At 31.4% G+C, this 24,891-nt stretch carries 18 protein-coding genes; 13 read left to right on the top strand and 5 right to left on the bottom strand.

Annotated features, from left to right (window positions below; genetic code table 11):
- Positions 1 to 226: 226 nt before the first annotated feature.
- Positions 227 to 3,082, bottom strand: coding sequence for a zinc-dependent metalloprotease (locus ACZ49Z_RS02945; protein WP_464306709.1), 2,856 nt, complete (start codon positions 3,080 to 3,082; stop codon positions 227 to 229).
- Between the two features lie 288 nt (positions 3,083 to 3,370).
- Here ACZ49Z_RS02945 and ACZ49Z_RS02940 point away from each other — a divergent pair, with 288 nt between their 5' ends.
- Entirely contained in the window at positions 3,371 to 4,084 is a 714-nt protein-coding gene (locus tag ACZ49Z_RS02940) for a T9SS type A sorting domain-containing protein (RefSeq protein WP_464306708.1), read from the top strand.
- Positions 4,085 to 4,175: 91 nt separating this feature from the next.
- Here the strand turns inward: ACZ49Z_RS02940 and ACZ49Z_RS02935 are convergent, their stop codons facing one another.
- Complete coding sequence (locus tag ACZ49Z_RS02935) at positions 4,176 to 5,168, bottom strand: glycoside hydrolase family 113 (RefSeq protein ID WP_464306707.1); 993 nt, start codon at positions 5,166 to 5,168, stop codon at positions 4,176 to 4,178.
- A gap of 21 nt (positions 5,169 to 5,189) precedes the next feature.
- On the bottom strand, positions 5,190 to 6,452 hold the full coding sequence (locus ACZ49Z_RS02930; RefSeq protein WP_464306706.1) for a BamA/TamA family outer membrane protein: 1,263 nt from the start codon (positions 6,450 to 6,452) through the stop codon (positions 5,190 to 5,192).
- 156 nt (positions 6,453 to 6,608) lie between these two features.
- Here ACZ49Z_RS02930 and ACZ49Z_RS02925 point away from each other — a divergent pair, with 156 nt between their 5' ends.
- The 11 genes from ACZ49Z_RS02925 (at position 6,609) to ACZ49Z_RS02875 (ending at position 17,726) form a co-directional block, all read left to right on the top strand.
- Positions 6,609 to 7,472, top strand: coding sequence for an anti-sigma factor (locus ACZ49Z_RS02925; RefSeq protein WP_464306705.1), 864 nt, complete (start codon positions 6,609 to 6,611; stop codon positions 7,470 to 7,472).
- A 198-nt stretch (positions 7,473 to 7,670) separates the two neighbouring features.
- Positions 7,671 to 8,369 (top strand): DUF547 domain-containing protein, encoded by a 699-nt coding sequence (locus ACZ49Z_RS02920; RefSeq protein ID WP_464306704.1) that lies wholly within the window; start codon positions 7,671 to 7,673, stop codon positions 8,367 to 8,369.
- Between the two features lie 20 nt (positions 8,370 to 8,389).
- Positions 8,390 to 9,292 (top strand): hypothetical protein, encoded by a 903-nt coding sequence (locus ACZ49Z_RS02915; RefSeq protein ID WP_464306703.1) that lies wholly within the window; start codon positions 8,390 to 8,392, stop codon positions 9,290 to 9,292.
- Positions 9,293 to 9,358: 66 nt separating this feature from the next.
- Positions 9,359 to 10,654: an NAD(P)/FAD-dependent oxidoreductase gene (locus ACZ49Z_RS02910; RefSeq protein ID WP_464306702.1), complete on the top strand. Its 1,296-nt coding sequence runs from the start codon at positions 9,359 to 9,361 to the stop codon at positions 10,652 to 10,654.
- Between the two features lie 2 nt (positions 10,655 to 10,656).
- Positions 10,657 to 12,516 carry a 4Fe-4S binding protein gene (locus ACZ49Z_RS02905; RefSeq protein ID WP_464306701.1) on the top strand — a complete coding sequence of 620 codons (1,860 nt, stop codon included), beginning with the start codon at positions 10,657 to 10,659 and terminating at the stop codon, positions 12,514 to 12,516.
- Between the two features lie 62 nt (positions 12,517 to 12,578).
- The gene (locus tag ACZ49Z_RS02900) at positions 12,579 to 12,980 is read left to right on the top strand and encodes a toxin-antitoxin system YwqK family antitoxin (protein WP_464306700.1); all 402 of its coding nucleotides are present in this window, start codon (positions 12,579 to 12,581) and stop codon (positions 12,978 to 12,980) included.
- A complete protein-coding gene (locus tag ACZ49Z_RS02895; protein WP_464306699.1) occupies positions 12,980 to 13,672 on the top strand; it encodes a glycosyltransferase family 2 protein in 693 nt (230 codons plus the stop codon). The genes ACZ49Z_RS02900 and ACZ49Z_RS02895 overlap by 1 nt, the downstream gene beginning before the upstream one ends.
- Entirely contained in the window at positions 13,672 to 15,162 is a 1,491-nt protein-coding gene (locus tag ACZ49Z_RS02890; protein ID WP_464306698.1) for a cellulose synthase family protein, read from the top strand. The genes ACZ49Z_RS02895 and ACZ49Z_RS02890 overlap by 1 nt, the downstream gene beginning before the upstream one ends.
- A 2-nt stretch (positions 15,163 to 15,164) precedes the next feature.
- Entirely contained in the window at positions 15,165 to 16,496 is a 1,332-nt protein-coding gene (gene mptB / locus ACZ49Z_RS02885) for a polyprenol phosphomannose-dependent alpha 1,6 mannosyltransferase MptB (RefSeq protein WP_464306697.1), read from the top strand.
- Positions 16,493 to 17,047: a sigma-70 family RNA polymerase sigma factor gene (locus ACZ49Z_RS02880; RefSeq protein WP_464306696.1), complete on the top strand. Its 555-nt coding sequence runs from the start codon at positions 16,493 to 16,495 to the stop codon at positions 17,045 to 17,047. The genes mptB and ACZ49Z_RS02880 overlap by 4 nt, the downstream gene beginning before the upstream one ends.
- A gap of 349 nt (positions 17,048 to 17,396) precedes the next feature.
- The gene (locus ACZ49Z_RS02875; protein ID WP_464306695.1) at positions 17,397 to 17,726 is read left to right on the top strand and encodes a thioredoxin family protein; all 330 of its coding nucleotides are present in this window, start codon (positions 17,397 to 17,399) and stop codon (positions 17,724 to 17,726) included.
- Here ACZ49Z_RS02875 and ACZ49Z_RS02870 read toward each other — a convergent pair.
- Together ACZ49Z_RS02870 and gldJ are read right to left on the bottom strand one after the other, a co-directional pair.
- Complete coding sequence (locus tag ACZ49Z_RS02870; protein ID WP_464306694.1) at positions 17,723 to 19,006, bottom strand: UDP-N-acetylmuramoyl-tripeptide--D-alanyl-D-alanine ligase; 1,284 nt, start codon at positions 19,004 to 19,006, stop codon at positions 17,723 to 17,725. The two genes, ACZ49Z_RS02875 and ACZ49Z_RS02870, sit on opposite strands and share 4 nt — an antisense overlap.
- Positions 19,007 to 19,079: 73 nt before the next feature.
- Positions 19,080 to 20,777 (bottom strand): gliding motility lipoprotein GldJ, encoded by a 1,698-nt coding sequence (gene gldJ / locus ACZ49Z_RS02865; protein WP_464306693.1) that lies wholly within the window; start codon positions 20,775 to 20,777, stop codon positions 19,080 to 19,082.
- Between the two features lie 210 nt (positions 20,778 to 20,987).
- Here gldJ and porU point away from each other — a divergent pair, with 210 nt between their 5' ends.
- The gene (porU, locus tag ACZ49Z_RS02860) at positions 20,988 to 24,875 is read left to right on the top strand and encodes a type IX secretion system sortase PorU (RefSeq protein WP_464306692.1); all 3,888 of its coding nucleotides are present in this window, start codon (positions 20,988 to 20,990) and stop codon (positions 24,873 to 24,875) included.
- The last annotated feature ends 16 nt before the right edge of the window (positions 24,876 to 24,891 follow it).

Raw genomic sequence — 24,891 nt, 5'->3', positions numbered from 1 at the left:
CACAGGTTTTAAAACGTATTGTTCAATTGATGAAAGTGAAAAAATAAATATTCTGAATTAGCACAATTTATAATGAATGAATTTCAGTGGGAATTTAAAATGTAATAAGAGTACAATAAAAAAACAGATTGTTCATCAAAACAAATCAGGCTGTCAATTATTGACAGCCTGATTTTCAAAAGTAACTTCGAAAAAAAAATAATGGTTGGTTGGTTATAAATTGGTATTATTTTTTAATTACTTTTTTAGTTTTCATAGTTCCATTATCATCAATTACCTTAACAAGATAAACTCCATTAGAAAAAGAATTTAAATCGATAGTAATTTCACTGGTAACATTCTTGAATGTAGTATTAAATACTTCTTGTCCTAGTAACGTTGAAACAATTACAGTAGTTGCACTAGATTGGTTGTTTAACTCAATATTGAAAGAAGAATTGAAAGGATTAGGATAAATGCTAAAACTATTCTCATTGTCAAAACCGTCAGAAGATAAACTACTTGGAGTGTAAATTGTACCATTTGGCTCAGTATTGTAGGCATAATTAGTAAGTGTATAACTAGAACCATTAGGCGAAACAATTATTTTAAACCAGCCATAGCAAGGATTCCCTTTTCTGTAATAACGGAAACCAATATAACCTGTTTGACCATCCCAAGAAGTATATTGTGCACTTCTAATAACGTGTAAATCAGGGTAAGCACCACCATCTACAAAATTGCGTGTAGCATTTACAGCTTGGTTTTGTCCTAAATACGTAACATTTTGAGTCGCTCCATTACAAATTAAAGCCTTTCCATAAGTCTCTAAACGAAGTGAATTTTGAGAAGCTGCATCTACAAATAATCCATAAGCATCATCGTCTGCATCTGGTTCAATAGTGAAATATTCCCAAACATTAGAGGCAGAAACCGTTAAGTCGGCATTGTCAACATAAAAAATTCCATAAGGATCTTCAAATTCTAAGGCAATACTCACACTACTAGATTCTAAGGTACTAATTCCACCAGTAATAGCAGCATTTTTAAATGTAATAACCATATTACTATTGTTTGCAGCTGCATGTTGCGTTGCATTTCCTGTAAGTGTTAATCTTAATTTGTTATTGCTTTGTAACGTAAGCACAGGAGTTAATCCACTAGGTACACCTGTCACAGTATAATGTGTCCCCAAAGTAAATGTGCCAGAAGATTGCGTGAATGTGCCATTGTTTGTAGAAAGTTCTATAGTTGAGAAATCAGTAAAACTTCCATTATTTGCAATATTTTCACTTAAAGAAGTAGGAGTAACTGTTATTACCGTTTTCGCAGTCATACCCGTATAAATAGTTGCTCCTGGTTCTGTGTTGTAGGCATATTCAGTAATAGAATAACCAGTGCCACCTGCGGCAACATTAGCTTTAAACCAACCATAACAAGTTTCTCCATCAATTTGATATTCAAAACCAATATAGCCTGTTTGTCCGTCCCAATTTGTAAACGAACTCGTTCTAATGTCTAGTTGGTCAGGATAAGCACCAGGTGCTGTGAAATTATTAGAAGCATTAACAGCCACATTAAATCCAAGACGAGTTATGTTTCTAGAGCCAGAGTTAGTAACCAAACGTTTTCCGTAGGTTTCTAATTTTAAATGATTTGCTGCAAATATCCAAGCTCCATATGCTTTACTATCTCCTTTGCTAATTTCAAAATACTTCCAGTTTGTGCTTCCAGCAACGGTAGCATCTGCCATGTCAACAAAGAAAATACCATAAGGATCTCTAAATTTTAGGGCATAGGAAATAGAATTACAATAAACTGTACTAGCACCAGAAAAAGCAGCAGGTAAGAACGTAATTTTAGCTATGGTGTTATTTGCTTCTAAGTGGTTAGCAGCAGTTCCATTAACTGTAACTGTAACTTGTGCGTTAGAGTTTACAGTAATTACAGGTGTTAAACCTGCAGGAAAAGTATGTGTGAAATGCGTTCCTTGCGTAAATACACCAGAAGCTTGAGAAAAAGTTGCTCCAGTTGCATTTATAATAGCATTGGAAGTAAAAGTACCATTGTTAGCAATGGCTTCTTTGAAAGTAGATGTTGCCGAAGCAATGTAACCACCCGTAGTGTTGACACCTGTTGCGGTTAGATTGGCATTTTGCCATAAAGTAGTTCTTGCAGGGTGTTGTAATGCAGCAAGCATTCTATTAATTTGTCCTTGTGTAAACATTTTGTAACAACCAGAAGCACCATTATAGCCCATATAGTTCTCAATATTTACTTTATCACCATTACAATTAGTACCAGGAGTACAACCTAGATCGTGATTTCCATTTTCAATTGGCGTATCGTTAACCTGGTCTGTACCAGTACATCCACCTTCGAAAGTGTGAATTAAGTTCAAAAAGTGTCCAAATTCATGAGTTAAAACAGAGGCAAACTCATTGCTAGTATTTCCATATAGATATGCTCCATTATAAACAACACGTGCTAAATTATAGTCAGACATAGAAGTGTTTGGATACCAAGCCACTCCAGAATTTGTTAGATCGCCATCATCATATAAATCATTTTGAATATATACATTCATATATTTATAATTGTCCCAAGCATCGGCTTGAATTTCAGCGTCATAACCGCCACCGTTTCCAAATCCGCTTTTAACATTGTGAAAAACTACTCCAGTTGTGCATGCTCCATTTGGGTCTATTTTAGCTAGTTTGAATTCGATATTTAATGTGCCTCGTCTGGCTTGAAAAAATGATTCAACAGTATTGAAATCAGAATTTAAACCATTAAAATCTTCGTTTACTTTTTGTAAAGCGGTAACTATCTTTTGATAGGTAACACTTTGCCCGCTTTGAGTTGTCCCATAAACATGAAATACTACAGGGATAGTGTAGGTTGCGTTTGGAGCTTTTGAAAAACTGTTGTTTCTAATAATTCTTGCAGTTTGTTTTTCAAAATCGTTTTTTTCTTTTAATGATTGTGGAAATTTTCGATACACAACATCATTTTCTTCTTTGGTTTTACAGCTTATTTGCTGTGTGTATCCCATTTCAAATATAAATAGGAACAGAAATAAACTAAATAGTTTTGTTTTCATAATAAAAAGTTGGTTATAGTTAATATGTAATTCTACAAAGCTATTTGTTATGTGAATGTTATAATGATGTTATCTTATCTCATATTGATACTAAATTAACCTGTTTTTTGTGTTTAAAGTGTTGTTGATAGTGAAATTAGCTTAGCAGTAGTTTTTTATAAAGGTAAAGAGTGGACTTTTAGATGATTTTGATTAGTGAATGTAAAATTGATAAGTATTGATGTAAAATTGTATAGTGTTTAAACTAGGTTATGGTTCAATTTTGTATTGAACAATAAATTGAAAACTATGAGAAAGTTTATATACTTATTTGTACTTCTATGCTCTTCTTTATTATTACAAGGACAATGTACTGCAATTGGGATGAATTTTGGGAATAATACTGCTACTCCCATGTATAATGTTCAAGGAGGAGTTACTGTAATTTTAAATACGAATAATACGATTACCCTAGAAACAGGAGCTAATTTTTCTACTGCAGCAGGTCCAGATGTTAGGGTTTATCTGGTTGACAGGGGAATGCTTACAGATGCAGCATTGACGAATACTTTTAATTTTTCCTCATTACCTAAAATTGAAATGGGAATAATTTCAGGAAATGGAGCAATGTCCTTTACACAAAATATTCCTAGCTCGGTAACAATAGCAGATTTTGATACGATTTATTTTTTATGTGAAGATTATAGTCTTTTTTGGGATTTTGGAAGTTATGCTCCTTTTACATCGAATAACTGTTCCGTATTGTCGAACACTGTTTTTAATTCTGAAAAAATTACAGTTTTTCCAAACCCTGTGAACGATGTTTTTTTCATTAAGGGACAAAGCGATATTGTGATTGAGCGTATCACTATTTATAATAGTTTAGGACAAAAAGTTTGGGGTCAAAATAAAAATATAGAAGCTGCAATAGATGTTTCGGGGTTAAAACACGGAATATATTATGTGGAAATAATTGACAAAGAAGGTAATACTTCTATAAAAAATATCATTAAAAGGGTTTAACCATTTATAAAGCAAATTCAAGTCACAACAGTTATATTTTTAGATTTGAAGAATTTAATTTTTAGTTTTTTTAAAATGCGATGAGATAATCTTATCGCATTTTTTTATATTCATTTTGAATAATTTCAAAAGCAGGTTTGTTCTGTACAGTATAGTCTGTGTTTTTCAAGCCGCCAACATTTTCATGAATATCAAACCATTTCCATAAAAAACCACCAGCAAACCAGTCTTCTTTCCAAAAAGTATTAAAAAGAGCTTGAAGTGCATTTGACTGTGCGTCTAAATTAATTGTTTTTTGTTGATCAAAATTCCAAGGTTGTTTTGTGGTATAGTCTATGCTTTGATAGCCAAATTCAGTAAAAAGTACCTTTTTGTTTAAATCATTGGCTAAGTTTTTAATTTTGTTTTTGTGCACTTGCCATTCCTTTTCAATTGTGGTTATTGCTGGGTTTTTTTCTTCAGATAAAGGGAAATAGGCATCGATACCAATATAATCTAAATTTTTTAAAAAAGGAACAGATTCAAAAGTGTCCCAGTTTTCAGCATAGGTTAGTTTTCCTTTGTAAACCTTTTTTATTTTAGCAATTAATTGTTGCCAATATTCGGGTCTTTTAATTACAAAATTATTCAATTCTGTACCAATGCATAATAAATCAATTTGTTGTTCTTGTGCAATAGTAGCATAGAGTAGTAGGAATTTTTCATAATTTTTTTCAAAAGAAAGCCATTCTTTTTCAGTATTCATTGCAATATGACCGGTAAAACCATTAGGGATCCAAATTTGGGGTTTCAACATTACCTTTATTGTGTTGGTTTTAAATTGAGCAGTTGCATGTTCAATACCTTCTTTGCGCTCACCAATCCATTGCCGTTTAGAATTGTAAAAAATAGCAGTATCATTAATGGTTTTCATAAAAGCAAAAGGCATTAAGGTAACCCAATTTGCGTTGGAATGTATGACGTGTTTGATTTCTTTTTCAGAAGTTAATGAGTTGGAAGCAACAAAACTAATTCCATTAATTTTAGATTCTTGCGATGAACAAAAACTAAAAAGAAAAAAAGCCAAATAGAATAAATTTTTCATATTGTGTTGTTATGAATGTTTTTAAAAATACTGACCAATTCCAAAGACTAATCCTCTTGTGCCGTTTTTTGAAATTCCAAAACCATAGTCTAGCCTAAAGATAGCATTAAAAATGGTTTTATGCATGAAACGTAAACCAATACCTGGGTAAACCTTAAAGTTTTCAGACTTTGTAAAATCGGAAAAATCGCCACCAGGTTTTCTCCATGAACCAATATCTATAAAACTATTTCCTTGAAGCACAAACCATTTTTTTTCAAAGAGGGTAGTTCTATATTCGGTATTTACTACAAAGGTACCCGTTCCCCGATCAATAATGTTGCCAACGCCTCTAATGTTAACGTTATTATCTAATGAAAAAGGAGAAAAAGGCGAAGTGTTATTCGATGAAAGTCCTAGCCGAATTCTTGTTGCCCAATTCCCTGTTCCGCCAATTCTTTTGAAATAGGAAAAATCATTCCAGCCAATTAAGAATTTCTCTTGAAAACTGTTTGACTGTGTAACGAATTGAAGATTAGTAGTGTTTTTTGTGCCATCTATTAAATAGAAGTCATATTTAAGATTATCGTAATTGTTGTTTAGTTTAAAGAGAATTTTATCAATACTGTAACGTAAAGGGATACGCTCACTTGTGGCTCCAGATTTGTATTGGTATTTTTCATTGAATATATTGCCACCTAATTTTATGGTGTTTTTAAAACTAGTTCTGTAAACGCCTAATAATTCAAAAGATCTATTGATGTATTCATATCTTGCAGTAGTAGCATCAAAAAAAATAGGTTCAACGCTACCTAGATTTTGATAACTAGTTTCAATACCCAAGTTTTCATTAAACAAAAAAGGAGATGAAAAATTAAATCCGAAAGAGCTAATGCCATTGAATTGATAAAAACCACCAATAACATTGTTTTTTCCTAGCAAATTAAATTCATAGAGTCCAACTCTATAAGCAGCTGGAGTTTCATCTGTAGTCCAAAGCGATGAGTTCGGAATAATGCTAAAGTTTTCAATAATTTTAAATGTAATATTATAATGATTGGAAACACTATCTTTTTCAACAGTATAAGTGACTTTAGAAATTCCATTCAAACGCGTTAACGCTTGCACGTCATGATTAAGTTTTAGGCTGTCTAATGCTTCGTTCTCTTTAGATTGAATAAATTTTGTCATGAACTTAATATTCATCTTTTTTGCTCCAGACCAATCTATTTTGTGAATGTTGTTTTCTTGAGAAAAAAACAATAAGGATTGAAGAATAATGATAATAAATCCTAATTTTTTCATTTTTTTTTATTCAAATATCTATAAAAAAAGTAATAAAAAGTGAAAAATGGTAAAATTGACAATTATCTAGGAAAAAAGGAAAAACTGTTAACGATTATTAATAGACATCTTTGCTATGAAAAAGAAAACAACTATTAATAATTAAAAAAAAGCGCTATGAAAAACAAATTTTTTTCAATTTTGGCATTGAGTCTTTTAATGGCTTCATGTAACAGCGATGACGATGCTGTAACTGCTTCACCAAGTTTAAAATTAAACCTGACAGGTTTAGAAGATCTAGGACCAGATTATAAATATGAAGGATGGATAATTGTAAACGGTGCTCCCATTTCTACAGGGGTTTTTACAGTAGATGCAAGCGGAACATTGTCTAAAACTAGTTTCGATGTAGATCCAACAAATTTAGCGGCTGCAACAAAATTTGTTTTAAGTATTGAGCCAACCATAGATCCTAGTCCAGCTCCTTCGGACACGAAATATCTAGTTGGCGATTTTACAGGGAATACAGCCACAGTTTCTTCTGGGATTGTGGGAGACTTTTCCGCAGCTACAGGGAAGTATCTATTAGCAACACCAACAAATGGAAACATGAATCCAGAAGCCGGTGTTTGGTTCATAGACAACACAAGTGGTACTGCTATGGCAGGTTTACATTTACCAACGCTAGATGCAGGTTGGAAATATGAAGGATGGGTTGTTAGTAATGGAATTGCTCTAAGTACTGGTAAATTTACAGCTGTCGATGCTTCAGATGATGCAGCTCCTTATTCTGGCACAATGATGGCACCACCATTTCCAGGAGAAGATTTTTTAATGAATGCTCCTGCTGGGTTAACTTTTCCAGGGAACTTGTCAGGTTCTACAATTGTAATTTCAGTTGAACCAAATCCAGACAATTCATCAATGCCATTTGCAATGAAGCCATTAGTGCACACAGTAGCTAGTCCAGCGGTTACAGGGAATGTGATTAATATGAATAGCAATCTAACATCTTTGCCTTCTGGGACAGTAACACGGTAATATTAAATTTTAGTTTGTTTTAATTTAATTTTGATAGAGGTGAGATGAAAATCTAACCTCTATTTTTTAATAATTTGAAGTTTAGGTATTGCAGATGGAAAAATTGACAACTATCTAGGAAGAATAGAAAATGAGAAATTAAATTAAAAGAAGCAATTTTGTCTTGTAAATTAAAAGTCTTAATGAATTAATAGAATTATGAAAAACAGCTATTTAACTTTTGTTTTATTGTTTTTAAGTTTGTCTTTGTTTGCCAATAATAAAAACGATTTTTTTAGCGATGCTCATGTTTTTTTTAGTAAACATGTTGCTTCAAATAATGTAGATTATGCTGCTATAAAGTCTAATAGGTCAGATTTGGACAATTTGGTCAATCAAATTGCGTCATTCAAATTTAGTTCAGATGAAAAAAACAATAAAGCCTTTTTGGTGAATGCCTATAATATTTTAGTGATTAAAGGTATTGTAGATCGTTATCCTGTAAAATCACCATTAGACATTGCAGGTTTTTTCGATAAAATAGAATACAATCTTGGAGGTGAAAATTACACACTAAATGATATTGAAAATAAATTAATAAGAAAAAAATATAACGATCCTCGTTTTCATTTTGTGTTAGTTTGCGGAGCTAAAGGTTGTCCTCCTATTATTGCAAGTGCCTATTTCCCATCAAAAATTGAAGCGCAGTTAGAAGAGCAAACTAAGAAAGCTTTGAATGATGCTGGCTTTTTAAAAGTGAGTAAAGGAAAAATTTATTTATCACAAATTTTCCAGTGGTATAAGGAAGATTTTGGGAAAAATACTTTAGCTTTTATCAATAAATATAGAACACAAAAATTAGAGGAATCAGCAAATTATAAATATTACAATTACGATTGGAATTTGAATAAAAAATAATTTTAAAAAATAAATTGAAAATGAAAAATATAAAAAGACTATTAGTCGTTTTTCTAGGAATATCATCAGTAGCATTTGCACAAGATGAGGTGGTAGAATCTAATATTCAGAATTATACACCTTCAAAATTATTAGAAAAAGGGAAGTGGGATATTAAATGGTTTAACAATCTATATACGCAAACAAGAACAAATAGTAATGGTAGAAATTTTAATGTTCCTCGTTCTAATTTTTTCACCACTTCTTTAGAAGTTTTTACAGGTGTTAGCGATAATAAAAAATTTAATGCAGGATTAATTTTAGAATTTCGTTCTAATTCATTCGGAGACCAAAGTGCAACAAGTGTTTTTAGTTTTAATAATGAGATTGGAAAGTCGAGAAGTGGTCTAGGACATATTGCTCCTTCTATAAAAGTAGCTCCTTTTGAAAGTTTGCCAAGATTTTCTGTTCAAAGTTCCTTTTTTATTCCTGTTTTTGATAAAGAAACTAATGAAAATGGCTATCTAGCACAGAAAAGTTATATCTGGCAAAATCGTTTCTTTTATGATTATACCTTTCCAGGAAACAAATTTCAATTATTTTCAGAACTTGGCACACGCTTTTTCTTTGGTGAAAAAACTAAAAATGATGATGGGTCTTTTAATGAAAACGGAGGATTTGCAAACAACAGTTTAGAAGTTGCACCAGGGGTGTTTTTAAGTTATTTTCCAACGAATAAGTTTACGGTTTTAGGTTTTGTGCAACATGCGCAGTTAATAGATTTAGGGAACAAGTTTTCTCAAAACTATACGGCATTGGGAACAGGTGCTAAATATCAGTTAACAAGGGTTATTAATGCAGAATTGCTTTATAGCAAATTTGTTAGAGGTTACGAAAGTGGATTGGGACAATCATTTAATCTAGGATTGAGAGCTATTTTCTAATTGACTGTTAGAAATCGAACTTTTTTTTATAACTTGAACAGATATATTTGTACTTTAAATTATCTTATGGAACATATAGTAATAATAGGAAACGGAATATCGGGAGTTACTTTAGCGAGGCACATCCGAAAAAAATCAGATAAGAAAATTACAATCCTATCTGAGGAAACAGAATATTTTTTCTCACGTACAGCATTAATGTATGTCTATATGGGACATATGAAGTTTGAGCACACACAACCTTATGAACCACATTTTTGGAAAAAAAACAGGATTGACTTAGTTTTTAAAAAAGTTGAAAAAGTAAATACAGAAAACAAAACACTTTTACTGAATGATAATTCTAAATTGAGTTATGATAAATTGGTAATTGCTACAGGTTCCAAATCGAATAAGTTTGGTTGGCCGGGTCAAGATTTAAAAGGTGTTCTTGGGTTATATCATAAACAAGATTTAGAAGAATTAGAAAGACTTTCCAATAAAAATGCAAAAGCAGTTATAGTAGGAGGAGGGTTGATTGGAATAGAATTAGCAGAGATGCTTGCTACTAGAAATATTCCCGTTACTTTTTTAGTGCGTGAAGAAAATTTTTGGGGTGGTGTGCTTCCAGAAGGAGAAGCCAAATTGATTGGGAGGCATATTTTAGAACATCATATCGATTTAAGATTACAAACCAATTTGAAGGAAATTCTTTCCGATGAAAAAGGCAATGCAAAAGCAGTTGTAACAGAATCGGGTGAAGTTATTGAGTGCAATATCGTGGGTTTAACAGTTGGTGTTTCTCCGAATATTGATTTCTTAAAAGATTCTGGAATTGAAACCAATAGAGGTGTTTTGGTTAATCGCTTTCTAGAAACAAATGTACAAGATGTTTATGCAATTGGAGATTGTGCAGAACAACACGAGGCCATTGGATACAGAAGAAATATTGAAGCGGTTTGGTACACAGGAAGAATGATGGGAGAAGTTTTGGCACAAACGCTTACAGGAAATAAAATGCAATACAATCCTGGACATTGGTTCAATTCGGCAAAGTTTTTCGATATTGAATACCAAACCTATGGTTGGGTTTGGGCAAAACCAAGAGACTATGAAAACCAGTTTTATTGGGAGCATGTTTCTGGAAAAAAAGCCATTCGAATATCTTTTCATAAAGAAACAAATGAATTTTTAGGAATTAATACCTTCGGAATAAGGATGCGTCATGATTTTTTTGATAAAGTACTCACCGAAAAGCAAAACGTAGCCTATGTGATTAAAAATTTGAAAGCCGCTAATTTTGATCCAGAGTTTTTTAAAACACATGAAAAAGAAATTACAGCAGCTTTTAATAAACAAGTATCAATCTCTAAAACTATTTAAAAATGAAGACATTAAAATCTTTGAGACTGATTGGGTTATTTACTTTTATTTTGTCGGTAGTGTTGTTTGTTGGAACTTTATTTATAGGTAAATATAGTTTAACAGAAACGGTTATCAACGATGTTTTTAGCGGAAAATCAGAAAGAGTTACTAGCACCTTAACTAAAGTTGCAGAAAAAAAAGGAATCGCAAATAAAACAGTGAGTAATCCTTTTTTATTTAATGCAGAAATTGTGGGTTTGTTAGAGGACTACAATAGAACGATTACTTCAGAAATAGAAGCAGAGAAAGGACTGTCAAAAGAAGAAATAGAATCTATTTTATCTCAGTCTGTACAGGATGGAAAAGTGAATTATTCGAAAGCTGTTTTAGAGAATATTTTCGCTACAAATGCCGAAAAAATTCAATTGATAGATGGAGCAACCAACTGGATGTATTCTTCTAATAAAACCTATGAAAAAACTGAGGATTTTATAAATGATTTTAATAATAAAATTGGAGATATAAACAGGGCAAACGCTCAGGAATATTTGCTATATGAAAATAAATATACAAAATTTGATATAGCAAAAGCATCTGTTACAGGTGTTCTAAAAGATAGTAAAGGATTGTTTTTGTTTCTAACGTTTGGACTTGGAATTATTGGTTCTTTATTGTTTATAGTGACTGGATTGTTTTTAGAGCCAATTGCAGGAATAAAGAATCATGGAATCTATTTGTCTTCTGCCACAAACAGAGGTTGGGTTGCATTCTTGGTTTTTGGATTTCTAGTTGCTTTCTATGTGTTGCTCTATTTCTTTCCTTATTATATAGTAAACTGGACGAACATAGTTGATCCTTTAAAAGAAGTATTCAACCCAAAAGCAAAAGCATCGCAATGGTTTTTATATGGGGTTTTGTATTGTGTTTCTATGATTGTAATGGGAATTCGTATGTTTATAAAATACAGACACAATCATTATCAGATTGTTAGAACAGCAAGTGTTTTGTTTTTTCAAATCATTTTTGCGTTTCTATTGGTTGAAATATTACCATTATTCGATTTGCCTGGTGTAGATTTAAAAAATGCTTGGCCATTAGATTATAATTTTGTAACCGATTGGAACGTAAAACAACATCTTGAAGCAGGACATTTAGGTAAGTTTATGTTCATTTGGGGAATAATATTATCTCTAATTGTAATACCTGTAATGGTATATTTTTATGGGAAAAGATGGTATTGTTCTTGGGTTTGTGGTTGTGGTGGTTTAGCCGAAACACTTGGTGATCCATATAGACAATTATCGGATAAAAGATTAATTGCTTGGAAAATTGAACGTTGGACAATATATCCCATATTAATCTTTGCTATAATAATGACTATAGTTGTTGGTTATAATACCTATACTATTATTTATAATCCAGATAATATTGGAGATAGTACGCTATTGGGTATTAATGCATACAAAATTAATGAAATCTATGGTTTCTTAATAGGTTCAATATTTGCAGGGGTTATTGGTACTGGTTTTTATCCCATTTTAGGGAATCGTTCCTGGTGTCGTTTCGGGTGTCCTTTAGCAGCCTACATGGGTTTGATTCAACGTTTTAAATCGAGATTTAGAATTACTACAAACGGTGGACAATGCATTTCTTGTGGAAATTGTTCAACCTATTGCGAACAAGGTATCGATGTTAGAGCCTATGCACAAAAAGGAGAAAATATTGTGCGAGCTTCTTGCGTAGGGTGTGGTGTGTGTGCTGCAGTTTGTCCAAGAGGCGTGCTAAAATTAGAAAATGCTTCTGAAAAAGGGAGAATTAACCCAAATGATATTTTGTTAGGCAACGATGTGAATTTAATGGATCTTATAAATCAAAAATAGGCCAATTTTTTTTGAAACAGCATACAAAATGAATGTAAAAGGGATTAATAAAATTAAATAATATGAATAAGGTTTTATTTCTTTTCTTTTTTGTGGTAACTATGCATTACAATTTTACACAAGAAAATTATGTGAAAAATTATTTTGCGAATGGTAAAATGAAAGAAGAAGGGTGGATGTTGAATGGTAAAAAAACGAAATATTGGTTCTATTATTACGAAAGTGGAAAGATTAAAGAAGAAGGACATTATAGTAGTAATAAAAAAGTAAAATGGTGGGTTTATTATGATAAAAATGAGAAATTGATTCGTAAAACAGAATATAAAAATAATGTTCCAAATGGTTTTTCGATTATTTATAAAAATGGTGATGTGGTTAAAGCCGAAAAATATGAAGTTGGAAAAAAAATAAAAGAATGGCATTCAATGGCCGAGTTTAAAGAAGATAATCCGAGTCTGTTTTAATGAAAAATATAAAAGTAATTATTCCCGCTTTTAATGAAGAAAAGGCGATTGTAAATGTAATTAATGAAATTCCAGAAATTGTTTCTGAAATAATTGTTGTCGATAATAATTCTACCGATCAAACATCAAAAGTAGCTTCAAAAGCAGGGGCAACGGTGCTTAAGGAAGTGAGAAAAGGATATGGTTATGCTTGTTTAAAAGGATTAGATTATATTGCTAATTTAAATGAATCGATAGATATTATTGTTTTTCTCGATGGGGATTATTCAGATTATCCAGAAGAATTAATAAAAATAATTGCACCTATTACCAACGAGAATATCGATTTTGTAATTGGTGCACGAGTTAAAGAATTAAGAGAAACAGGCTCAATGACACCACAGCAAGTTTTTGGTAATTGGTTAGCAACTTTCTTAATGAAAATTTTCTTCAAATCAACTTTTTCAGATTTAGGCCCTTTTAGAGCCATTAAGTATGAAAAATTGAAGGCTTTGCAAATGGAAGACAAGACCTATGGTTGGACAGTAGAAATGCAATTAAAAGTACTTAAACAAAAAATGACCTACAGAGAAATACCTGTTCGCTATAAAAATAGAATTGGTGTTTCTAAAGTCTCAGGAACAGTTAAAGGAACTATCATGGCTGGAGTGAAAATAATAGGATGGATTTTAAAATATACCTTTAAAAAATAATGATTTATACTATACTTGCATACATAGCATTATTTTTTTACAGCTTAGCAATAATTTTAATTTTCTTTTATAGCTTGGCGCAATTTAATTTGTTGTTAAATTACCTGAAAAGTAAAAAAAACTGCATCAACACACATCGAGTAAAATTTAATTTCAAGGAACCTTCAGAAATTCCATTTGTCACCATTCAGTTGCCTATTTTTAATGAGAAATATGTAGTAGAAAGATTGTTGCACAGTGTTGCAGCATTAGAATATCCAAAAGAAAAGTTAGAGGTACAAGTTTTGGACGATTCTACAGATGACTCCGTTATAGAAACGGCTCAATTAATTAACAAACTTGCTTTGTCTGGATTGAGCATTAAACATATTAGAAGAGAGAATAGAGTAGGCTTTAAGGCAGGAGCATTGAAAGAAGGACTTATAGATGCTAAAGGTGAATTTATTGTAATTTTCGATGCCGATTTTGTGCCTAAACCAAATTGGTTGCAGGAAACAATCCCTTATTTTAAGAATGAAAAAGTGGGAGTTGTGCAAACACGTTGGGGGCATTTAAATAGAAATTTTTCAATATTGACAAAGATTCAGGCCTTTGCACTAGATGCACATTTTACTTTGGAGCAAGTGGGTAGAAATTCTAAAAATCATTTTATTAACTTTAATGGAACCGCAGGAGCTTGGAGAAAATCTTGTATTATTGATGCTGGTAACTGGGAAAGTGATACTTTGACGGAAGATTTGGATTTGAGTTACAGAGCACAATTAAAAAAATGGCAATTTGTATATCTGGAAGATGTAGAAACACCAGCAGAGTTGCCTGCAGTATTAAGTGCTGCGCGTTCTCAACAATTTAGATGGAATAAAGGAGGTGCTGAAAATTTAAAAAAAATATCAGCTAAAGTAATGATTGCAAATAATATACAAACCAAAACAAAGTTTCATGGTATTTTGCACTTGTTGAATAGTTCAATGTTTCTTTGTATATTCACTATGGCTTTTTTAAGTGTTCCTGCTTTATTTATTAAACATGCATTTCCAGAGTTAAACGTTTTGTTTAATATAATGGCGTTTTTTGTGCTAACTTCATTGATATTTTTTGTTTGTTATTGGTACACCTATAAAAATCTACATGGGGGCGGAATAAAAAATTTCTTTAAATATACTTCTATGTTCTTTACTTTTTATTCTATTGCAATGGGGTTTTCATTTCAAAATTCAATTGCAGTTTTAGAAGGGTTGTTTGGTAAAAAAAGTGAGTTTGTCAGAACACCTAAATTTAATATTGAAGCTTTAAAAGAAAAATGGAAGGATAATGTATATATTTCTAGAAAAATTTCAAAAAATACAATTGTTGAAGGATTATTAGTAGTTTATTTTTCTTTTGGAATTTATAGTGCTTTTGTTTTGAATGATTTTGGACTTTTCCCGTTTCATTTAATGCTTCTAATTGGTTATGGCTACGTTTTTGTAAAATCGTTTCAATCTACCTAGTTTTGCGTTTATTTAATATAAAATATCAAGCTTTATTCGGGGTTGTGCTCTCTTTAGTGGTATATATTCTTTTAGGGTATTTTGTATCTAGAGCAAATTTTGAAGCGTTATTTTTTTTATACAGTTTTGCTTTTTTAGCATTCTATTTTATCTATAATTCGCAAACAATAAAAGAGAACCAACTTTTTGCTGTTGGGGTTTTATTTCGTTTTGTATTTCTTTTTTGTTTGCCTTTTTGGTCTCAGGATTTTTATCGATTCATTTGGGATGGTCGTTTAATCTTGTCTGGGATAAGTCCGTATGCCTTTTTGCCTAACAATATCATTGATACTGTTCCTATTGCTCAATCTGAGGAGTTATATAATGCTATGGGAAATTTGAGTGCATCTCATTATTCGAATTACCCTCCAATTAACCAACTGTTTTTTGCAATTGCTGGAATTTTTGCGTCAAAATCTATTTTTTATGCAGCTTTAGTATTAAAACTAATTGTCCTTTTTTCAGATGTTGGGATTTACTTTTATGGGAAGAAGCTTTTGTTATTATTGAACAAGAATCCAAAAAGTATTTTTTTGTATTTTTTGAATCCGTTAGTAATAATAGAGTTAACAGGAAACCTACATTTTGAAGGTGTAATGTTGTTTTTCTTGTTAGTAGGGTTTTATTTTTTCTTTTTAAATAAATGGTTCATTAGTGCTTTTCTTGTAGCATTGTCCATTTCAACTAAATTATTACCGCTTTTATTATTGCCTTTTTTTTATCAGAAATTGGGTTTGAAAAAAAGTGTTCTATTCTATTTAGTAATAATATTACTTAACGTTTTGTTGTTTTTGCCTTTTGTTTCTAAGGATTTAATAGCAAATTACGCTGAAACAATATCGCTCTGGTTTGTGAATTTTGAGTTTAATGCCAGTTTGTACTATGTTTTTAGAGAGATAGGCTTCTATATTAAAGGATATAATACCATCGGCATTATTGGCAAAGTGATTCCTGTAGTATCCGTTTTTATTATTTTATATTATTCACTGTGTAAAAATAATTCAAATGTAACAAGGATTATTGCAAATGGATTAATTGCACTTTCGTTTTATTTTTTCTTTTCCACAACAATCCACCCTTGGTATATTATTAATTTGCTTGCATTATCTGTGTTTACTAGATTTAAATTTCCTGTCGTTTGGTCTTTTTTTGTGATTCTAAGTTACTTTGCATATAGCAATGCATTATTTAAAGAGAATATGATTCTTTTATTTATTGAATACCTGTTCGTTTTTGGAACATTTATCTATGAATTAAAGAAGACAACAACAAATATAGATAGAGAATATATATGAGTGAAAAAACAATTATGTTTCAAAACTGGGTCATTAGCCATGGAGACGATTTGTATAATTGGGCTTTTGCAAAAACAAAATCTAAAGAGTTGTCTGAAGACCTGGTGCAAGAATCTTTTATATCGGCTTTTAACTCTTATGAAAAATTTCAGAATAGAAGTAATCCTAAAACTTGGCTCATAGCAATTTTGAATAATAAAATTGTTGATTATTATAGAAAAACAAGTAAAATTAGCTATACAACTATAGAAGAAAATAGAGGCTGTTTTTTTAATAGTATGTTCGATGAAGATAATTTTTGGTTAAATAATTTAGAAGAAGCGGTAGGGTTAGCGAATAAAAATAGTCATTCTTCAGAATTGAAATTAAAAACATGTTTGAATAATCTTCCAAAAAAATGGAATTTAGCTATATCCTATAAGTTCTTCTCTGAAAAAGCTACAAAAGAAATTTGTAAAGAACTAAAAATTTCTGAATCGAATTATTGGCAAATTGTTCATAGAGCAAAGATACTTTTAAAAAAATGTATAGAAACTAATCAAGCCCTATGAATTTTAGAAAATATTTACCCTACTTTGTTTTTTTATGTAAAAAAGTAAGTGCAATAATTTGTAAAGACGTTCGTGATAGGACACTTAAAGAGAGCATTATTTTGTGTTATCATATAGTAATATGTAAGCCATGTGTTCGCTTTAAAAGTCAAAATGACTGGATAGATTTTGAACTAAAAGAATTGATGAAAACAGATAAAAGAAATAAATTGTCTGAAACAAAAAAACAAGAAATAATAAAAAAATTAGGGCTAAAGTAATATAGAAAAATTGTTAACTAAAAGTGTAATATAGAACACTGATTTTCTTTAGTAAAGTTTAACCTTTGTGTTTTAGTAAAAATAGCACAATGATTGAGATTCATAACGAAGAAGAATTAATTAAAGTAGTGAAAGAGCATGAAATTGTTGTCGTTCTTTTTTCATCAAGTTGGTGTCATCCTTGTCAAAAAATGAAAAAGCTACTTGAAGAAGTTGTTTCAGAGACAGCTTTTAATGTTCAAATAGCAACTCTTGATGTAGAAAAACATGGGCATCTAACATTAAAGAATAATATCAATATAATACCAACGTTGCACTACTATAAAAGCGGGAATGTTTTTCTGAAGGAAAGCGGCTTAAAAACATCTTCTGTTATTCGTCAAAACATTCAAGCTCTAATTAAAATATCCTCTATTTAGAGAAGATCTAATACTCTTTCAAGTGCCATTCCTCTGGACCCTTTAATTAATATTAAACTGTTTTCTAAAGAATAATCCTTGTTTAATTCCTTTGAAAAACTTTCAAAATCTTTGTAAAAATGAATTATTTGGGAGTCAATTTTGTTTTCGAAAAATAAGGCTCCAACACAAAAAGAGATTAGTTTTGTTTCTGCTAAAAGAGAAACTATCTTTTTATGCTCTTCGATGCTTTCCTTTCCAAGCTCAAACATATCACCAAGGATAAGAACCTTTTTTTTATCAGTGTCTAATTGAATAAAATTTGTAATAGCTGCCAGCATGCTACTCGGGTTTGCATTGTAGGCATCCAATATAATTTCATTGTTCCCTTTTGTGATAAGTTGAGATCTGTTATTTGATGGGATATAGCTTTCAATGGCTTCTTTTATTAAAGCGTCTTCAATATTAAAATATTTACCAATAGTTATAGCGGCATTAATATTATTAGCATTATAAATACCAATTAGATTAGAATGTATTTTTAAATTGTTAAAACTAATAATAACCATAGGATTAGCTTCTATAGTATCTATTTTAATATCGGAACTATTTTGGGTTGAAAAACTGTATCTTTTTAAATGCTTTGTTTTTTCGTTTTGTAAGGTGTCATCAAGATTAACAAAAATTGTTTTTTCGTTTTTTTCTAAATAATTATAAAGCTCACTTTTACCTTTAATAACGCCTTCTATACCTCCAAAACCTTCTAGATGCGCTTTTCCAAAGTTTGTAATATAGCCAAAATCAGGCTCGGCGATTGTGCAAAGAAAATCAATTTCTTGTTGATGATTTGCGCCCATTTCAACCACGCCAATTTGTGTTTCTTTAGTAAATGAAAGCAAAGTTAAGGGTACACCAATATGATTGTTTAGATTTCCAATGGTTGCTTTTGTGTTATATTTTTTAGATAAAACAGCGTTAATGAGTTCTTTGGTAGTTGTTTTTCCATTACTGCCTGTAAGCGAAACAATAATTGTTTTTAATTGTTTCCTATGGTAGTTTGCTAGCTTTTGTAAAGTGGTAAGTACGTCTTCTACTAAGATGGTTCTGTCGTCTATTAGGTATTCTTTTTCGTCTATAATAACGTATTTAGCGCCCTTATCTAGAGCTTGAGAAGTAAATGTGTTTGCATTGAATTTTTCCCCTTTTAAAGCGAAAAAAAGATCTCCCTGATTTATTTTTCGTGTATCGGTTGTGAAGCCAGTGCACTCGATAAATTTACTGTATATGTCTTTGATATTCATAAAGCGAAGATAATAAAAAAGCCCTTTTATTAAAAAGGGCTTTTTTATGAAAATTTATAAAAAAATTATTTTTTTAGAATTTTGGATTACCTCTTGGAGACTTTTTGTTTGACTTAGGACCAACTTTAGACATTGCATTTCTAAATCCGATATAGTCTGTTGCCATATCTTGAGGGAAATACCTTCTTGAAGCAGGGTCTAACCAGTAAGCTCTGTCTCTCCATGAACCACCTTTGTAAACTCTTACGTCATCATTAACTAAAGTAGATCTTTTGTCAGATTTGTCATGTTTTTTTACAAGACCAGTACTGTCAACAAGAATTGTATGTTTAGGTGATTCATACATTCTGTTTTTCTCTTCTTTACCTTCTCCTTCATCTTCAGATGAATCAAATTTGAAAAAGCGAGTTGATGGTTTGTCACCGTCTCTGTAGTTTCTGTTATCCGAAGTAGAAAAGTTTTGTCTTAAGTATGTTTCGTTTTCGTCAACTGGAACTTGAGCTAATTGACCAGGTAAGTTTCTAGCCATAATCTTTCCGTTGCTTAATGTATCATACACAATATTATCAGTATTGATAATTTCTACAGTTCCATCTTCACCAATTTTGTTCTTCATGTAAACGTTACCTCTATAGTAGTTGAAGTCGTTTGCTTCATCATCAACCATTGGTCTGTAAACATCAGCAACCCATTCTGCAACGTTTCCTGCCATGTCATATAGACCAAAATCATTTGGAGGGTAGCTTTTTACTTTGTTTGTGATGTCTGCTCCATCATCACTCCATCCAGCAATTCCACCGTAATCACCTTTACCTTGTTTGAAGTTGGCCAATTGATCACCTCTAGTTTGTCTTTTTCCTGAACGTGTGTATTGCCCTCCCCAAGGGTATTTCTTTTGCCCTTTGTAGATGTTGAACTCTCTATTGCCTACTAAAGCACTAGCTGCATATTCCCATTCTGCTTCTGTTGGAAGTCTGTATTCTGGTAAAATTAAACCAGAGTTTCTTTGAGCATATACATTTTTAGCAGTATCAGCAACTTGCTTTTTCCCTCCATTCATTTCTCTTTTATATAAGATCTCTTCGTTGCCACCGTAAGTCTTAGTTGGAGATGCAAGATATGTTTCAGTGCTAAATGAAGATTCTGCAGTTACATCAGACCCTAAATTAATTTTAGCATCTTTTTTTAAGTATCCATTTCTTTCTAAAATGTTCTCATTTACACGGTCAGTTCTCCATTTACTGAACTCAACTGCTTGAATCCAGTTTACTCCAACTACTGGATATTCTGAGTAAGCAGGATGTCTTAAGTAGTTGTTTGTCATCGTTTCATTATATCCTAAACGATTTCTCCAAACTAGAGTATCAGGGATTGCACCTGTGTAAATGTTTTTGTAGTTTTCTTCTGTTGGAGGAAATACCGTTTTTAACCAAAATAAGTACTCTGTGTACATTAAGTTAGTAACTTCTGTTTCGTCCATAAAAAAGGACTGTACATGCTGTTGACTTGGACTGTTATTCCAGTCATGCATTACGTCATCCTGTACTTTACCCATTGTAAAAGTCCCCCCTTCAACTGGAACCATCCCAGGAGGAGTTTCTTGTTTTGAGAATTTAGAATTGTGTTGAAAACCACCGTTTTTATCGTTGATTTTCCATCCAGTTGCTCTCGATCCGCCTTTAGTTCCAGAACTTTTACTACAACTGGTAAAACCTATCCCTATTGATAATAGCAATAGAGCCTTCATTGTTATAATTTTCTTAATTTTCATACTCTAGTAGGTAATAAATTTAGTGACGCAAGATAATAATAATGTGTTAAATTGCAACATGTTTTTAAAAAAATGTAAAAAAAAATTAATTTTATGTTAAAACTGTCTATGTCTAACGTTTAAAAATGATTTTTATTGTAATAAGATTAAAAATACGAATTTTTTTTTATCTATTTGTAATATTAAAATACATATTACGTTTTATAAACAATGAAAAAGTTTTATCTCTATATTTTTTTATTTTTTGGTTTTTTCAACTTAGCGCAAAATCAAAATTCCGTTTCAATCGATTGGGAAGGTCAGGCATCGTATAAATCGGGTGATTTTATATATAGATTTCCTAGTTTTAAAAGTAGGTTTTATTCTTTAGATTCTTCTTCGAAACTTATAAACTATAAAGAAGAATTATTAGTCAATAACTCAATAGATGAAAATTCTCTGGAAATTACAAATGTTGTTTATGAAACGATTGCGCTAGAAGATCTTCTTGATCTAGATGTTTTAAAAATCCCCAACAAACTAAATGCTTCTATTGAATCTGTAAAAGCTAGAGATCAATATTATGCTCTTTTTACTTTTTCTCCGATTATCAAGACAGAATCGGGTTATAAAAAAGTAATTTCTCTGTTTTATAAGTTTAATTACATTAGTTCAAGTTCTTTTAAAGAAACGAATGGTCAATTAGGTGTTCAGAGTGTTCAGAATTCTGTTTTGGCGTCTGGAGAATGGTTTCGTTTTTACGTCGTTAAATCTGGTGTTTATAGTCTGTCAAAGTCTTTTTTAAGGAGTTTAGGTTTTGATGTAAATGTTGATCCGAGGAATATTAGAATTTATGGCAATGGTGGTAGAATGTTACCTTTGTTGAATAGTGCTGTTTATCCAATAGATTTAGAAGAAAATGCTGTTCAGTTTGTTGGTGAAGAAGATGGCGTTTTTAATGATTCAGACTATATATTGTTTTATGCTGAAGGTGTTGATAATTGGAGTTCTGAAAGTTTGACTAAAAATAATTTATTTGCAGATAAATCCTATTATTATGTTACAGCTTCTTTAGGTCAAGGAAAAAGGATAACGGTCGCAAATGAGCCTGTTGCGAATCCTGATATGAATTTCTCTCAATTTGATGCTGAAATCATCTATGAGAATGATTTAGTTAATGTGGGTAAAGTTGGTAGAAGATGGTTTGGCGAACAATTCAATATTGAGAATAATCAAAAATTTGAGTTAACTATACCAAATTTAGATGTCTCTTTGCCAATAGATTTTAAGGTGAATTTGGCTTCTAAGTCTTTTACTTCTACTTCTTTTAATGTTAAAGTGAATAATCAGAATTTTGGTAATGTTTCTTTTGGAATTGCGGGAAATGGTAATGAGGGGTTCGAAAATAGATTGGTTGCAAATGTTAATGTAGGCTCGCCAACAATAACTGTTGATCTTACTTATAATAATGGAGGAGTTCCAGCTTCTAACGGGTATTTGGATTATATTTTCTTGAAAGCAAAATGCAATCTTCAAGGTTTTGGAAAACAATTTTCTTTTTTTAATAAAGAAGAATTGAGTAATATTGGGATTGGTCAATACAGTATTTCAAATGCGTCTTCTATTGCACAAGTTTGGGATGTTACCGATATTTATAATGTAAAAAAATATAGTAATACAGGTTCAACTTCTTTCTCCTTTAAAGTTAATCTAGGGCAACAAAAAAAATATATAGCTGTTGATGCTGGAGATTACTATGAGCCTTCAAAAGAATCTAATTCCCGTGTGCAAAACCAAAATTTAAAAGGAACAATTCTTAAAGATAATTCAGGTAACTTTCAAGATATAGATTATTTGATAATCACTCCTAACTTTTTGGTTAGTCAAGCTGAAGTTTTGGCAAATTTTCATAGGAATTATTCGGGTTTGGTAGTTAGGGTTGTTCCCTTAGAGTTAATTTATCAAGAATTTAGTTCAGGAAAACAGGATGTGGCTGCCATTAGAAATTTTGTAAAGTATGTTTATTGGAATGCTTCCGATCCGAGTAAAAGAGTAAAGTATCTTAATCTTTTTGGTGATGCTTCTTATGATTATAAGAATCGATTAACTGATAATACAAATATAGTACCCGTTTTTCATGGTTTTAGTCCGAATGGAGATTTTCCTAGTTCTTTAGGAACTTCGGAGAATATGTCTTTAACAAATTCTTTTATGTCTGATGATTTTTACGGATTAATGGATGATTCAGAAGGACAAATGATTGGTGGTATTGATGGAATTGATATTGCGGTAGGTAGAATGTTAGTTTCTTCTACTACGCAAGCACAGCAAATGGTTAATAAAGTTCTTGAATATCATGATGAACAATCCTATGGAAGATGGAGAAATAATTATACAATATATTCCGATGATGCTGATTCTTCAAGTGATGCTACTTTACAATTTAGATTAAATGATTTAGCAGATGATTTAGTGGCTCAGAAACCATTTGTGAATGTTAAAAAGATACATACCGATGCTTATGTGCAGCAAGTAGCTGCCGGTGGAGAGCGTTATCCAGAAGCTAAAAATGCATTTTTAGATGCGTTGCAATTGGGTTCATTGGTTGCAAATTATTTAGGACACGGAAATGAGGAATCATTAGCGAAAGAAAGATTGTTCGAAAAATTAGATGCACAAACGTTGTACAATAGGTATAGATACCCGCTCTTTATAACAATAACTTGCGATTTTACACGTTTTGATGATCCAAACCGTTTTTCTGGTGGTGAATATTTGTATTGGAATGCGCAAGGTGGTGCTATTAGTTTGATTGCTACAACGAGACTAATTTTTGTTTCAACTGGTTTGGCTATGAATGATTATCTCAATGAAAGTCTTTATGCTTTTGGTACTGATAATTATGTTACAATAGCTGAGGCTTTAAGAATGGCAAAATTAAGACCTGGAACCTCAGATAATAGGAGGGTAGTGTTTTATATTGGTGACCCAGCTTTGAAATTGGCAATTCCAAAACCTAAAGTGGTTTTAACAGAGATAAATGACACTCCTGTCGGTTCGTTTACTGGAACTTTTCAAGCGTTGAGTTTAATGAAGATTAAAGGAGAACTCGTAGATGAAAATGATAATATTATTTCAGATTATAATGGAGATTTATCTATTCAAATATTTGATAAAAATATCAACCGATCTACTCTTGGAAATGATGGAGTAACAAATGCTTCGGGTTTAATAATAATGAATTTTGAAACCTTAGGGGAAACAATCTTTAGAGGTAATGCATCTGTTAATAATGGTGTGTTTGAATTGAGTTTTGTTGTACCTCAGGATATAAGAATTCCTGTGGGTAATGGTAAGATTAGTTTTTATGCAAAACGAAGTGGGCCTTTATTAGCGGATCAGGCTGGTTATAACACAGATATTTTAGTTGGAGGGGTAAATGTTAATGCTCCTTTAGATGAAACTCCACCTGTAGTCAATTTGTATATGAATGATGAAGGTTTTGTTTCAGGTGGAGTTACTAATTGTTCTCCTATTTTATTAGCGTTTTTAGAAGATGAGCATGGTATTAATACAGCTAGCGGTATTGGGCATGATATCGTAGCAATCTTAGATGGAGATGAAGAGAATCCTTATATCTTAAACGATTATTATGAAACAGAAAATGATGATTTTACAAAAGGGAAAGTACGATATCAGTTCAGAGATTTGTCTCCAGGTTTGCATACCATTCTTTTTAAAGCTTGGGATGTTTATAATAATTTAATTACAAAAGAAATTCAGTTCAATGCAGTTTGTGGAGATGGAAATTTAGTTTTAGAAAAAGTGTTGAATTACCCGAATCCTTTTGTGAGTTATACAGAATTTTGGTTTTCACATAATAGACCATTCGAACCATTAGATGTGCAGGTTCAAATTTTAACAATTACAGGGAAGCTTGTTAAAACAATAAATCAACAAGTTGTTACCGATGGATTTTTATGTAGAGAAATTAAATGGGATGGGAAAGATGACTTTGGAGATAAAATTGGAAAAGGTGTTTATGTTTATAAGTTAACTGTTCGAGCTGCTAATAATGGAGATAAGGCAGAAAAATACGAGAAACTTGTAATACTATAATAAAATATTATATTTG

This window comes from Flavobacterium sp. KY-23415, assembly GCF_055384985.1.
Note: the sequence above shows the minus strand (reverse complement) of the source record. Positions and strands in the feature narration are given on the sequence as shown.

Excerpts from the sequence above, each read along its gene's own strand:
- ACZ49Z_RS02945 (WP_464306709.1), bottom strand. The coding sequence starts at position 3,082 with ATGAAAACAAAACTATTTAGTTTATTTCTGTTCCTATTTATATTTGAA.
- ACZ49Z_RS02940 (WP_464306708.1), top strand. The coding sequence starts at position 3,371 with ATGAGAAAGTTTATATACTTATTTGTACTTCTATGCTCTTCTTTATTA.
- ACZ49Z_RS02935 (WP_464306707.1), bottom strand. The coding sequence starts at position 5,168 with ATGAAAAATTTATTCTATTTGGCTTTTTTTCTTTTTAGTTTTTGTTCA.
- ACZ49Z_RS02930 (WP_464306706.1), bottom strand. The coding sequence starts at position 6,452 with ATGAAAAAATTAGGATTTATTATCATTATTCTTCAATCCTTATTGTTT.
- ACZ49Z_RS02925 (WP_464306705.1), top strand. The coding sequence starts at position 6,609 with ATGAAAAACAAATTTTTTTCAATTTTGGCATTGAGTCTTTTAATGGCT.
- ACZ49Z_RS02920 (WP_464306704.1), top strand. The coding sequence starts at position 7,671 with ATGAAAAACAGCTATTTAACTTTTGTTTTATTGTTTTTAAGTTTGTCT.
- ACZ49Z_RS02915 (WP_464306703.1), top strand. The coding sequence starts at position 8,390 with ATGAAAAATATAAAAAGACTATTAGTCGTTTTTCTAGGAATATCATCA.
- ACZ49Z_RS02910 (WP_464306702.1), top strand. The coding sequence starts at position 9,359 with ATGGAACATATAGTAATAATAGGAAACGGAATATCGGGAGTTACTTTA.
- ACZ49Z_RS02905 (WP_464306701.1), top strand. The coding sequence starts at position 10,657 with ATGAAGACATTAAAATCTTTGAGACTGATTGGGTTATTTACTTTTATT.
- ACZ49Z_RS02900 (WP_464306700.1), top strand. The coding sequence starts at position 12,579 with ATGAATAAGGTTTTATTTCTTTTCTTTTTTGTGGTAACTATGCATTAC.
- ACZ49Z_RS02895 (WP_464306699.1), top strand. The coding sequence starts at position 12,980 with ATGAAAAATATAAAAGTAATTATTCCCGCTTTTAATGAAGAAAAGGCG.
- ACZ49Z_RS02890 (WP_464306698.1), top strand. The coding sequence starts at position 13,672 with ATGATTTATACTATACTTGCATACATAGCATTATTTTTTTACAGCTTA.
- ACZ49Z_RS02880 (WP_464306696.1), top strand. The coding sequence starts at position 16,493 with ATGAGTGAAAAAACAATTATGTTTCAAAACTGGGTCATTAGCCATGGA.
- ACZ49Z_RS02875 (WP_464306695.1), top strand. The coding sequence starts at position 17,397 with ATGATTGAGATTCATAACGAAGAAGAATTAATTAAAGTAGTGAAAGAG.
- ACZ49Z_RS02870 (WP_464306694.1), bottom strand. The coding sequence starts at position 19,006 with ATGAATATCAAAGACATATACAGTAAATTTATCGAGTGCACTGGCTTC.
- gldJ (WP_464306693.1), bottom strand. The coding sequence starts at position 20,777 with ATGAAAATTAAGAAAATTATAACAATGAAGGCTCTATTGCTATTATCA.
- porU (WP_464306692.1), top strand. The coding sequence starts at position 20,988 with ATGAAAAAGTTTTATCTCTATATTTTTTTATTTTTTGGTTTTTTCAAC.